Genomic DNA, 14252 nt, shown 5'->3' on the forward strand with positions numbered 1-14252 from the left:
TTAAAGGGTGGTTTTTGTTTTTTATCTATAGCCTATTGGTAAGGTTACGGATCGATGCCAAAAGTTGTGGAAAAACTATTTTTGTACTTGATCCGTGAAAAATATACTTAAACATCTGTGGTTGATTTTTTCACTTATATATTAAAATAGAAGATCATCTCCCTTCAGCCGATGAATGTTATTTCTACAGAGTCAAACAGTGATTGGTATACAACCCAATATTATCTTTCTATTCATATTAACTCAACTTTTTGCTTGCCCTCCAATTTGCGCCTGATCCTTTATTATTCAGGATCAGTTAAAAAAAATATCCCCCGAAAATTTCGGGGGATAAAATCAGTAAGTAAATTCCACAGTATTGGATTTGTACACCTCAGCGGTTCCCTGAAGCTGAACCTGCATCTTATATTTTTTTCCTTTTTGCAAGGTATAGTAATAATAAGAGCAGTCGAACATTTTGCAGGGATATGCTTTAAAAACCTCTTTTTCATTTTTGTAGATCAAAAAATCGAAATTGAGAGATTCCGGCTTATTCGCTGTAATAGTGTATTTAGCCTTTCGCTTTTTTTCAGCCTCCTTCAATTCCTTCTTATAATAGGAAGGATCTTTGTCAGGATGCGGTAAAATGGAAGCACTTCTTTGGGGAACGGGCTTTCCATTCTCGTCAAACAAAAAAAGATATAAATTACTGTTATCATACATGGGATATTCTGATATTTCCCCCAACATGAACAAAGTAGTTGAATTAAGACTTGTACTCAGCTGTAAATTCTCTTTGGAAAGAATATTGACCTTGATTGTAGCTCCCTTGGTATATTTTAAATCAATTTTTACCTGAGCATTAAAAAAAATTCCCAAGATTAAAAACAGCATTCCAATTATCTTTTCCATTACCAATTATTTTTTTCTTTAAAGTAATTATACCATTGTGTTGACAATTCTGAAGGTGCAAAATTGACCTCCCACTCATAAGCTCTGAATTCCAGGGCGTCATCATAATACATTTTTGCGGGAACTTTATCTCCTTTATAAATTTCCAGGTAATTTTTATATATCGACTTAGCCGTACCATCAGTAAAATCTATTGAATGGATCAATTCATGGCCTATGGTCTGATACAATTTAAAGAATGTAAATACCTTTGTTTTATTAAGGGTTATTGCCCCGGTAGATTCATCTGTTTCGCCCAATCTATTGCTTTTGGACGTCTTACCATAAGTAATAGATGCATTTTTTGCGTCTTTACGCATTTTTGCAAGAGTTTTCGTTTTTAAAACGGTATCCAGACTTTCTTTAGTATTAGGTGCCTCCTTATTAACATCTTTTACGTCTACATCGTTCAGCTCCTGTTCTGCAATAGATTTCGTCTGCATCCTATGCATCATATCATTTAACCCTGCCACCATACCTCCTATGACAGCTCCTTTCCAGAAATTGCCTCCTGTAAGCTCTGATGCTACACCACCTGCTACAGCACCAAAAGCTACATTTCCTATGGTACTGTTTGCAAATTTTCCAGCCACTGCTCCAAAAGCAGATGCTCCAAGGCTTCCTAATGCTCCCGAAAAGAATGACTGCTTAAATCCTCCGTTCTGCATTAAAGATAATGCACCCTGAGCGGCTCCATGTACTACAGCTTTGGCCACTACAGCAGCATCGCCGAGACTCTTTGCAAATTGGGTAGCGGCCCCTGCCGTACTGCTGAATATACTTCCAATACCAAATGTGACGGCTCCTGAAGCGGCCCCAAAAAATATGGCTTTTAAACCTCCTGCTAAAGAAACTCCCTGATTGGTAATTGCAGCCGTTAAAATATAGGATGTGAATCCAATATACGCGCCAATGATCACTGCTTTCCAAAATAAAATACCGAGTCCTAAAAACTGGAAAAACTCTCCGTTTGGATCATTCATCATCAGCGGATTATTCATTACATAACCGTATTTATTATAATTCTGGGTATTATAAGGATCCTGAATATTTTCATCTGCATTTAAAAATCTTCTTAACAGGGGATCATACAATCTTCCATTCATATGGATCAGCCCAACTTCCATGAAGTGTTCATGTGAGGTATAGCCTCTTTCTAACAACACGGCACCAGTGCTTACCATTTTCTTAATCATTTTGGCATCGGTAATCACAGATCCGCTTCCTACCTGCAGATGGGTAAAGTTGCCCCAGGCATCAAAATGTCTCTGTTCCAATTTATTACCCGCTTCATCACTAATTGCCAATATGCTTCCTAAATAGTCTTTGTGTAAAAATTTATAAGAGCCTTCATTCTCTGTATAATTCTTCATAAAGACAATATTACTGTCATAAGGGCTTCCTTCGATAAAAATAGTATGTTTTTCCTGACCTGTTGCTGTATTCTTCAACACTTCAAAACTACCATCCTCACTGTAGAACTTAGTAAACCTACCCTCCTGATCTGCATTGAAATTTCCACCATAGGTAACCATCTGCCTCATGGCAGTTAACCCATACTGAAATGCAACATCTCCCACTTCGCCATCAATAAATACAGGGTCATTATTTTCATTGTATACGATAGTCTGAATCAAATCATTTTTATAGTTCTGAACTCCCTCTGCATTAAGAGACATTCCCGTAGGCTGATATAATTTGGCTGAATTTTCAAATTTAATCTTTCCTATCTGGTTGTTCTCTGTAATCCTGCCTCTTACATCATATACATTGGTGTGCGACTGATTGGTAACAGGATTAGTCCATTTGATCAATCTGTCATTATCATCATAGGCAAAGGACTCCGTAATATTGAAATCTCCTGCTGTAACTCTTCCATTCAATCTGTTTTTAATCGCATCAAACTGATATTTGATATTTAATAGATTAGGCTTCACTGCCGATCCATGTTTTATTTCTGCTAAATAGCCATTGGAAAGGTTATAGTCACTAATCACATCTACGGCACCGAGTTTTGCTCTAAGCACCCGTCCCTTAGCATTGGTTTCGCTAAGCTCCCAAAGAATTTTTCCGGAATTTTTATCTTTTATCTGAGAAAGCTCTCCATTCCATGCGCTATATACATTTTCAATGGTTACTTTGGTAAGTACTCCTGAAGAGTACAATTGTTTTTCATAAGATATGACTCTCTGTTTGTCGTCATACGTAATTCCCTTCTGAATAAAGTATTTACCATTGCTGCTTTCTGAGGTTGAAAGCATCCTTCCCTGCGGGTCATATACGATATTAGAAGTATATGCTTTTCCTTTTGAAGTTCCGTTTTTAGAGGTAAGCCTCCCTTTATTGTCGTAACCGAATGAAATTAATTTATCGGTAGCCTGTCCACCATCTAAGGTTGACAACTCCTTCTGAGCGACAAGCTGTCCAAAGTTGTTGTAGGAATATTCCTTTGTACCTTTAGGACTGATCACTTTTGCGGTCTGTCCAAAACTGTTGTATTCATACTTATAAACGCCATTGGACGGGTCATTGAATTCTGTCTTTCTGCCCCAAACATCATACTTGCTAGTCACAACATTCCCGGCATATTGTGCCTGGATTTGTTCCCCTGCGGCATTATAGGAAAAATTAATAGTTCCCCCTTTATCAGTGGAAGAAATAATATTCCCTAATGCATCTTTGGTATTTGAAGTCGTTCTGGCATTACCATTCACTTCCCTTACAGTAGTCGTTAAACCTGAAACCGAAGTTTCTACTTGCTTTCCTACAAATGAAGTTGCTGTTACTTTTGCAGGGAAAACACTGTCATCATACACTAATGTATTCCATTGTGAAGCAGCCTGCCCCTCAAAATAAGGTTCGCTGGTTGCAATTTTTCTTCCCAACGCATCAAACTGGGTTTCTTCAGAAACATATTTCCCTTGTCCGAATGCTTTTGTTGATGTTTTATAGTTCTGACCGATTCTGTTGGTATATTCTATAGAAACATTGCCATCAGGATCGTATCGGAAAACCTTAACATTAGAGTCGTTATCTTTATCGTATTGGTAGGTGGTTGTTCCTTCCAGATTGGTTTTTGACGTAGATAGTTTACCCCACAGGTCATATCCGTTTACGGTAATATTTCCTAAAGGATCTGTTTTCTTGACAATTTGTCCCCAATCGTTATATTCAGTAGAGGTAACGAGTCCTAAATTATCTGTATGTTTAACTGCAAATCTTCCTTTTGGATCATACTCATTGACTGCAGTCTGGGTTTTAGCATCTATACTGTTGCTTACTATTTTTTGGGTAATATTTCCAAATCCGTCATAATGATAAGCTTCCTGCAGATATCCTGTATTATCTCTGTTCCATGTTTTTAATGTTTTCAAGAGCCTATTTTCATATCCATAGTCTTTTTTGGTCGATTTTACATCTCCATAGACCTGCATGATATCTGTTCGGGATTTAGGACGGCCAATAAAATAGTCTGTACCATTTGCTCCCGCATTGTGAAAGTATTCGAAATCAGAAGTCGTTAAAGCATATCCATTATTAATGGTCGTCACGCTCTGTTTCGGAAGATAATACTCTCCATAAATAACAGAACTTGCTGTAGTGGTGCCGCTTAGGAAATCTTTACTCTTCGTATTTTTCGGAAAGATCGCCTGAACGATTTTAGGTTTGTCAGCTTCCGATACTGCTCCGGTTACCACCTGACCATTCAACAATTTATCAGATTGATATACTGTATTTTTAAAGCTTAATAACTGACTGTTATTCTCTGATATATCAGTCGGGAATACATTATTTTCGTCATTCGTTCTGATCGTCCATTCTTTAACAGGAATTCCTTCCATCAAAGGATCAATCTCTGTTCCCGACCAGATTTTAGCATTCTCTAATCCTTGGGCATACCAGGAAGAACGGGCATTTTGTCTGTATCCAATGAATCCCCGTCCTGTATTATGATTCAAAAATCCCCTGTAGCGGAAATCCTGATAGACTACCTGTCCCTGTGGCAGGGTTTTATAGAACTGTGCAACCGCAAAGGATTTTGGTAATTTAGCTGATTCATAATACGGGTATTCTTCTTTTTTTACCGGCAAATAAAAATTAGCATTAACATCGGGATTTAGCTCTTTGTAAACAACATTAAGCTTGACACCCCCCTGTTCAATGGAATTGATTCTTGAAATCGTGGTGAGAGAAGGATGGTTATAATACTGGGCAAAGCTTTCTGTACAACCGGAACAATTAACCAGTTTTCCTACAAGTATTAATTGTTGGTGGGTATTGCTCATGGTAATCTGGCTAAAGGCAATTGCCTTCTGTGGATAACTGTTTGTCCATACTCTTGTCTTATAGAAAGTATATTTTCCGCTGGTATCTGTACCCTGGGCCATACTATAGTTATCGATCTTATTAAGCGAATAGACAGAAACCTGTGACAATGTATTTTCCTGGTCATTGTGAGCGTCCCACTCATGTTCTTCATACTGAACTTCTGTTACGATAAGCTCAGATTTTCCGTCTCCGTCAATATCATTAACATCATAGTTGAAATAGCTAAGCTTCACACGATCACAACTGTTTCCTAGGAATCCTTTATGTTTATCCTGGAAGTAAACTGTTGCATTGGTTTTGAAAGGAGCCAAAGCAATCGTTGAAGACGTGAAGCTTTTCCCATTGGATATAAATAGCCTCCATTGGTTGGTATTATTACTTACAGGAATCATGATATCAGCTTTGCTGTCACCATTAAAATCTGCAATAAAACTGTTTCCGTGCATATTTGTCAGGGACTGGCCAGCAAAATTACCAACCGGTGATCTGCTGTAGGTTCCTGAATATTTTACAATATTATATACACTCAGAATTTCCCCTGTTGAGGTTTTGAGCTCAATGATATCCTGTAGTCCATCCCCATTTAAGTCAGCGAAAAGCCTGGTAGGTTTGATACTGTTATTATTATACATCGTTGTTTCCTGATCGATAGCATAGTAACTTGCATCGGGAGCTACCTGCTGATCCAGGTCATACAGTATCGTCGTATAAAAACGGGTTGTAGTAGTATAATCATTAGGATTGGTAGGCTGCTGTGGCAATCCTGTTCCGGAACCCGGATCTGTAGGATCTACAGGTTGAAAAATTCCCGGATCTGTACACGTTAATGTTCTGCTTACATTAAGTATTAATTCTGAAACACCATCACCATTGCGGTCATAGGCATTGGCAGAAACTGTAAAAAAGTTGTAATTACAGAACCACCCATCAATTTTATAGGTATCATCACCTACAAAGTACTGGTCATATTGAAGGGTTTTCGAGTATTCAAATACCAGCTTTTGGGTGGCTATATCTACCGAAAAAATCTGAAGTTCGATATCCGACATATCTGGCTGGGAGGCGGCTTTTACCACGGGTACTACCAAACCGATATTGTTTTTAATGTAATTGTCTTTTTTAAAAGTAATGGGAGTGGCTTTATTAAAATCTCCCGAAGAAAATTTAGAAGCATCGTAGCTCAAGGTAAGCTCGGGAACATCTTTATATAGTGAGCTTTTGTACTTGAGTACTCCATTAGAGACAAACTCAATATAATCTGTTTCTCCATCCAGGTTAAAATCAGCATATTTTTTTGTTCCGCTTGTGGAACTGAATGACTGATAAGGAATATGTTCTGTCGTATTGTTTTGTTCATAGGTAAAAGTCACCGGATTGGCAGGTAGGTTTCCTGAATTATATTCCGTTATCTTTTTTGCAAACTGATAACTTGTACTGTTATCGACATATTCTACAGCATATCTTTTAAACAATTTCCCATTCGTATTTACAGTAATATCATCTAATATTTTATCCTGCTGGAATTCTTCTCCCTGCAGGTAGTTGATTTCTTTAAATACTCTGTCCTTATATTGTAACAGAATTTCATTGAAATGCGGCTTATTCAGGGTCTCATTCCCACCCCAGGATATTGAAGTAAGAAGCGATTTTCGTCCGTCCAGAGGTCCTACAAATCCACTCAGCGAGCTATACCCATATGTAATATAATTGCCATGGACATCTTTCCACTTGGTAATATTATATTCCAAAGCAGGTCTTGTGTCTCCCTGACGATTGGTAAACGTTCGGTTATACCATGCCTGGGAACCATCTTCATACGTCACTTCCCAATAGTCGGGACCGGCGATATTCAAACTGTTGCCTACTGACCTGAACCTGGCATTAGAATACTTTTCAGTAACGTATTCGGCTCCGTCTTTTCCATATTGCCCTGATTTCAGGATCAGTCTTTGTCCATTAAAGCTATAGACATCAGAATAATCCAATTGTATTCCTTTTACATCTCCATCTTTTTCAATGGTTTTTCCTATTCTTGAAATCGCTGTAATTCCTGAAATACTCCAGCCGTATCCGGCTATTCCGTTACCGGATCCGCTGGCGTACACCAGATTAATTTGAGGCGCTACAGTCTTCACCCCCGGAGGCAAAGCAATAGGTAGGGTAAATTGCAATTGACCTCCGGCTGATACGTCAATATCTCCTTTGGTGTCATGAAAATTTACTCCTTCTCTTCCTGAGGTTCCGATGGGATTGGTTGCTCCGGCATTTGAGTCTGTGGGCCCTCCACCTGGATTTTCACTCGCAGGTCCGAGTTTTGCCACAAAAGGATTGGAAACAGTCCCCTGCGCATAAAATCCCTGAGCCAGGACCACCGATTGTGGATCCTGAACTGTCCGGGAGGTTGTCTCCGGCTGGTAAAGTATGGTCTGTGAAAAGCCCATTACCGAACTCAGGGAGACTAATATTGTTGAAAATAATTTCATATCTGTCTAGTTTTATAATAATATTGTTAAAAGATAATGGAGAGTCGGAATTAAAATTTGGCAGGTGATCACTTTTTCGACACCTCCTCAACCTTTACATTCCCGTCTTAATTTTATCTCTTGGTCACATTTCTGCTAAATACTCTGCCGTCTTTCAACGTAAAGCGCAGAATATAGATTCCCCAGTCATAACCGGTCATATTAATTTTAATCTGACGGTTGAGCCCGGGAATATTCTGTTGCTGAAACTTCCAGTGAACTGTACTGTGCTGATAGAGAGAAACGGATTCTATAAGTCCGTCCACTTCTTCCGTCCAGTCTATGGTCAGATAATCATTCACCGGAACCGGATACAATCTGATCTGCTTCCAGAAAGCTTTTTCGTCGATCGCTGATTCCTGTTTTGTAAGGGCGGCTGCTTTCGCAGGTTCTTCTACCTTTTCTTCTTTTTTTACGATTTCTTCAGGCGCTTTCTTACCTGCAGCATCAGGGCCCCGGTATCTCTGGTTTCCAGCCTCATCATACTTGAAGTAAACCTGGGTTTGTGAAAATCCCAGTGCCGCTATCAGTAGCGACAGCATGGAAAATAGTTTTGTTTTCATGGGTTTTAATTTTTAAGTGTTACCAATTTCCGTAGTTGTTTTTTTAGTTCTTTAATCTCGTCAGCCTGTGATTTCAGCATTCTGTTTTCTTCCTGAAGCTGTTTGATATTTTTATTCTGCTCAATAGAATAGAGAGTAAGTTCTTCGATTTTCTGCAACAACTTTATCTGGAATTCGCCTACGTTTACCCCTTCTTTCTCCATTACTTTTGCTGAAGCAATTTCCGGCAGATGCTTTTTTTCTTTGATGTGTTTTTCAACATCTTCTAATGTGGGAAGGTTGTAATTTTCATCGAATACAAAATCGGCAGTGGGGATTGCGGTTACTTTTACTTCTTTAGCTTCAAATTTTCCGTTTAGCAAAGCATTTCCATTCTCCCCATTAATGATGAATGATTTCCCCCAATCCCAATCATTGTCGGCAGGGGTTCTCGGCGCGATGTGAAGGCTTTTTCTGGTATCATCCGGAGTATGAAAGATCCATGAATTGCTTCCTGCACTTATTAAATCCAGAAATTTCACATTGCCGTTCACGTCAAGCTTTGCACCAGGAGAAACCGTTCCTATCCCAACATCACCACCTTCTGTAACCACCAATTTACGGTTCTGATGGTCTCCTTTTGAAACAACCCACTGTGTACCATGCACATCTCCAAAAAACCATCCGTTTTCTCCGTTAACAGCTTTTGTCTGGATACCTCTGACAAAACCGCCCACATCGGTGTTCCTTTTTAAAAATAAAGTAGGTGAATAACTTTCAATGGTCACTTCAGAAAATGTCTGTTGTCCCGAAGCCCATGCTGAAGCCAATACAGCTAATGCTAATAATTTTGTTTTCATGTTTTTTATTTGATAAGTTTTTGTACTTGTTTTTTGAGTGCTGCAATTTCATCTGCCTGTGACTTAAGGCTCTTATTTTCTTGCTGTAATTGCTTAATCTGTCCGGATTGGGATTTAAGCTGTTTATTCTGTTCGATTGAATAGAGGGTAAGTTCTTCGATTTTCTGCAACAGTTTTATCTGGAATTCGCCTACGTTTACCCCTTCTTTCTCCATTACTTTAGCTGAAGCAATTTCCGGCAGATGCTTTTTTTCTTTGATGTGTTTTTCAACATCTTCTAATTTTGGAAGGTTGTACGCTTCATCAAAAACAAAATCGGCAGTTGGTGTCTGAGTTACTTTTATTTCTTTAGATTCAAATTTACCTTGCAGTGAAGCATTACCATTGCTGTGTAAAACTAAAGTTTGTTGCTTAACTCCTGTACTGGAAACCAGATTAAAATTAATTTCATTATCCAGCAATCTAATGTACGAACCCCCTTTCGATGAATTGATTCTCTCCATACTTAATCCATTTGTATAATTAATGATGTTATTTCCTAAACCTACTCCCGAATAAGTCATTCCCGGCTCGGAAGCCCACAACATTAAATCACCTGGTGCGTTACCACCATTATCAGCATGCACTAAGATTGTAGAACCAATATGTTTCCCATGTATAGAAAGCTTCTCCTGAGGCGAACTCGTATTGATTCCTATGTTTCCATTATCTGACAAGAACAACGGAATATCACAAATACCTCCGGCACATCGATTTACAGCATCATATCGCATGAATGACAATCCTTTATTAAAGGAATTTCCTTTCCATATACTCCATTCTTTCACCTGACCAGGTTGTGTATATGAGTCGTCTACGAATCTTAATCCGGTTGGAATATACCCTCCGTTTCCTCTAATGATTGGAATGCTGCTATTTGCATTAATATCCAGAATACTTTCCGGATTATTTGTTCCAATACCAATAAAGCTATTAGAAGAAGTTTGTACTGTACCAGCTGGAGTGTATAGCTGCGCAGGGACAAGCGATGACGCCAAAACAGCTAATGCTAATAATTTTGTTTTCATGTTTTTTTATTTGATAAGTTTTTGTACTTTTTTGGATGTTTGACGGTTTTAACCCACAAACGATTCATACCTTAATCTAAAGAAAAAGGATTTGTCTTTTGCCGCATAGTATCGGCAGTCCGCTATAATTTCAGGGGAATGAATAGAAATATAATTCTCATAGTTTTCAACTTAGTTTTCAGGGTGCAATTTAACATTTTTTAACAAACAAAATTCGATCATCTGATTTATTATCAATTTTAATATCTTCTGTGGTTATCAATGGCAATCTTTTTCACAAAAGTATTTTGATACAGCGACAAAACATGTCGTATAAATTGAAGATGTTTAAAAAGTGGATAAGTGTTTTGTATGGTGACGGTTTATCATAGGAAAAGGCTGCTTCGAGATAAACAGCCTTTTTTAGATCATAGTGAAGTGACCAGAAGTCCATGTGTTTACTTTTTATAGTGAAACGGAATTCTTACAATGTCCACTACTTTTTCACCCCGTTTATTCTTCCCGGCTGTCCATTTAATGTTCTCTGTTGATTTGATAGCAGCCATTTTCACTTCTGTATTGAGGGTTTCATTCTTACCGTAGGTTGAAATGTTGATCACATCCCCTTCACCGTTGACTTTTATAATAATTTCTGTATTCAGATTTTTGGACAGAGAGGCAAGAGCTTCTTTGTTAAGGTTCTGCTCGACCTTTTTTACAAATGTTTTATTTCCTTCCGGAAACTGAGCAGGAAAAGGATTAACCGGAGGTGCAGGAACCGAAAAATCCTGAGGCTGTCCCGATTCGTATTGATGAACCAGCTTCTGATCTTTCTTTACTTTTGTAGCCTGTGAAAATCCAGCAGTGGCGAAAGTGATGCTGATCAATATTAAGGTTCTATTCATATGGAGATTAATTTTAAAAAAAGATACAAATTTTAACGCTTCATCTTCATCATCGATTGGAAATATGATTTAATATGCATTAACACAACGAAATGTCGAAAATACTTAAATATATCAGTTGAAACTTCCCGCCTAATAAAGAAATAAACTACAGTATTACATAGGAGATGCTATCTAACTTTTAACAAATCAAGATCATAGTAAAATTAATATTTAACGGAAATAGGATTCCACCTCAAAAACTGAGGTGTGTTACATTTAATTACAAAAGTGTCGAAATAACAAATTTGTCAACAATATAGTGCCTTCAAAATTAAAATATTGTTACGCGGTAAAAAAAATAACTCCTGCTATTGGACAACACCCAAAAAGTTAGACACTTTTTAGGGGCAATCCACGAATGGCAGGAAGTTTCTATTTTATTTGTAATTCATTAGTTCTCCAAGGGCATAACTTCAATATTTACTTCCTGACCCTCTTTTAAATGTCCTGGATAATATAGATCTCCACCTAATACATCAGTACCTAACACAGAAATATCATATATTTTAGTGGAATCAATTTTGATTGTAGCTGAACCTGTAGAATCCGTAATATATTCTCCAACTTTATTGAAGGTCTTCATTAAGTATCCTACTCCTTCTTTTCTAATAACTATAGTATCATGCTTATTAATTCTATGTTGTTTAGTCTTACTATCAATAGAGGTTATTTTTATAGTAATTTGATTCTTAGAATCATCTCTTTTACTACAACTTAAAATTAGAAATAGAAATAGAAATACAAAATTACTTGCTACCATTCTTGTTTTAAGGTTGTTGGATTGCATATCTTGTTATATTTATATGATTAATTAGTTCTCCTGGTTTATAATAATGTCCAGTTAAATTTAAATTATTAATGACAGGCCATTGAAACTTACCACTAACAGGGCTTCCAATAAGAGGATTGTTCACCCAAAATAAAATCCATCAACAGGATTTCTTTGATAGTAATTATTTACCTTCATAACATTTGGATGCTTAAAAACAAAATCTGCTCTAAAGTACATTCCCTTCGTGGAAATATAAATCCGCCTCAAAAACTGAGGTGGATTACATTTAATTACAAAAGTGTCGAAATAACAAAAAAAACTGCTTCTGTTCGAAGCAGCTTATCTCTGGACATTATGTTCAATTATTTTTTCAGATCATCAATCTCGTCCTGAATTGATTTGATCCTATCTCTTAATTCCTGGCTTACTTTCCCCGGAATCTTTTTAACTTTTCTTAAATCCAGGGCCAGCATAATGGAAGCTATACCCATGAAGATAAACGAAACTCCCGTAAGGGTGACCAGTGAAAGACCGGTAAAAACAGGATTAAATATCAGCAGCAAAGAAAATATTATTCCGCCTACACTGGCCAGGGCAACATTTCCCCAGCTCATTATTTTCATACTTTTCAAATCAAAGGCAAATCCCAACAACTGGAAAGAGCGGAACAACAAAGTAAATCCTATCACAAAAGGAAGTACAGCCATTGAAATCTGAGGGTTGGAAATAAGATATACTCCTATTGCTGTAGTTAGCAATCCACTCACCAGAAACCAACCCCAGCCTTGCAGGGATTTACTATTCTGTAGTGAAAAAAATATCTCAGTAATCCCTGAGAACAGGAATGATACACTAAAAAAGATTGAAAGGGTTACATAGGTTGCCAACGGAACATTGAATACATAGAATCCACAGAGTAAAAAAATAATTCCAAAGATCAACGGAATGTACCAGTGCTTTACGGTGTTGGTAAACGTTTGAAATAAATTTGCCATAAGTGTGTGTGTTTTTAGTCATGCCTACTTTTTATAACGGTGTTCAGCTCGTCCGCGGGAATTCCAAACAAATAATTTTCACCCTAAATTGAAATATCGCCTTTTACCAAGGTACAAAAATTTACTCAACCAAAGGAGAAAGGGATGAATTAATCTGAAGTTAATTCATCCCTTTTAAAGTTTAATCATTTTGTTTGTCAATCTTATTTCAACAAATTTCCGGCAGGTTGCTGCTGTGTAACACAATGCACCATCCCTCCGTTTTCATAAAGATTCCGTACATCAATTCCTACCACCTTTCTTCCGGGGTAATGATCCTGAATAATTTTGTTGGCAACGCTGTCATTGGGATCTCCATAATTGGGAACGAGAACTACGTTATTGGCTACATAATAATTAACATAGGATCCTTTATCTTCCAACTGCTTACCATAAGCGGTTTTCACTTTATTTTTAGTTGCCGGAAGATAGACTTTTTTATATTCTTTTCCATTGGCGTTTGATGCAGTGTAAAGCGTATTAACATCTTTGTCTGAAAGGCCAAGCTCAAGAAGATCTTCCTCATTCATAGTAATCATGGTATTGTGATTAACGAATTTCATAAAACCATCAATATGCATATCCGTAACATCCAATCCGGTAACCCCATCCAGCCAGATGACTTTTGAAACTCCATAGTAGGTTTCAAACATCTCTTCAGCTTCTTCCTGCGTAATTCCCTTATTTCTCGTTGCTCCTTTCTGCTGGCTGATTACCGAACTTTTACAAGCCATTAAAACACCATTACCGTCCGTTTCTACTGAGCCCCCCTCATTCACCATTTCCTCATTCAGGTTAATAACCTGTACGCCCAGATCTTTACCGATCTGCTGAGGAATCTTATCGCAGTTTTCAAAGTCAAACTTTTCTCCCCATCCATTGAACCCCCAATCTTCAATAAGAATATTTCCTTTAGCATCTTTTACGAAAATGGGTCCGTTATCTCTGATCCATACATCATCGGTAGGATAAATTCTGAAATCAACGTTTTTTAGCGGCACTTTATTTTGTTCCAAAGTACGGATAATCCTATCCTTCTCAGTCGTGTCATAAGCAATAATGTGAACTTTCTCCCCTGCCTGCAGGGCTTTTGTCATATCAATCCATGTTTGTTCCACTCTCTGACGGTATGTTGTACCGTGCTGGTAATGATGCGGCCACTGAAGCCATGTTCCTTCATGTTTTGAAGATTCCTCCGGAAAATGATAAGTTTGTGCCATAATACCTGTAAAGCTCAATATAAAAGCAAGTGTCAATAATTTATTCATAT

The 14252-nt window shown here is 37.6% G+C and carries 9 protein-coding genes; all 9 read right to left on the bottom strand.

Features of this window, described 5'->3' with window-relative positions; all coding sequences use genetic code 11:
* Positions 1-336: 336 nt before the first annotated feature.
* Entirely contained in the window at positions 337-891 is a 555-nt protein-coding gene (locus DRF67_RS09125; protein WP_115927987.1) for a hypothetical protein, read from the bottom strand.
* Entirely contained in the window at positions 891-7742 is a 6852-nt protein-coding gene (locus DRF67_RS09130; protein WP_115927988.1) for an RHS repeat-associated core domain-containing protein, read from the bottom strand. Before DRF67_RS09130 ends, DRF67_RS09125 begins: the two co-directional genes overlap by 1 nt.
* 113 nt (positions 7743-7855) lie before the next feature.
* On the bottom strand, positions 7856-8344 hold the full coding sequence (locus DRF67_RS09135; protein WP_115927989.1) for a hypothetical protein: 489 nt from the start codon (positions 8342-8344) through the stop codon (positions 7856-7858).
* A gap of 5 nt (positions 8345-8349) precedes the next feature.
* A complete protein-coding gene (locus DRF67_RS09140) occupies positions 8350-9183 on the bottom strand; it encodes a hypothetical protein (RefSeq protein ID WP_115927990.1) in 834 nt (277 codons plus the stop codon).
* A 5-nt stretch (positions 9184-9188) separates the two neighbouring features.
* Positions 9189-10250: a hypothetical protein gene (locus DRF67_RS09145; protein ID WP_115927991.1), complete on the bottom strand. Its 1062-nt coding sequence runs from the start codon at positions 10248-10250 to the stop codon at positions 9189-9191.
* Positions 10251-10687: 437 nt separating this feature from the next.
* The gene (locus tag DRF67_RS09150; protein WP_115927992.1) at positions 10688-11134 is read right to left on the bottom strand and encodes a hypothetical protein; all 447 of its coding nucleotides are present in this window, start codon (positions 11132-11134) and stop codon (positions 10688-10690) included.
* 433 nt (positions 11135-11567) lie between these two features.
* Positions 11568-11963 carry a hypothetical protein gene (locus DRF67_RS09155; protein ID WP_115927993.1) on the bottom strand — a complete coding sequence of 132 codons (396 nt, stop codon included), beginning with the start codon at positions 11961-11963 and terminating at the stop codon, positions 11568-11570.
* Positions 11964-12310: 347 nt separating this feature from the next.
* The gene (locus tag DRF67_RS09160; protein ID WP_115927994.1) at positions 12311-12943 is read right to left on the bottom strand and encodes an HdeD family acid-resistance protein; all 633 of its coding nucleotides are present in this window, start codon (positions 12941-12943) and stop codon (positions 12311-12313) included.
* A 203-nt stretch (positions 12944-13146) separates the two neighbouring features.
* Positions 13147-14250, bottom strand: a complete 1104-nt coding sequence (locus DRF67_RS09165; protein ID WP_115927995.1) for an agmatine deiminase family protein — start codon at positions 14248-14250, stop codon at positions 13147-13149.
* Positions 14251-14252: the final 2 nt, after the last annotated feature.

This window comes from Chryseobacterium pennipullorum, assembly GCF_003384725.1.
Taxonomy (GTDB): Bacteria; Bacteroidota; Bacteroidia; order Flavobacteriales; family Weeksellaceae; genus Chryseobacterium; species Chryseobacterium pennipullorum.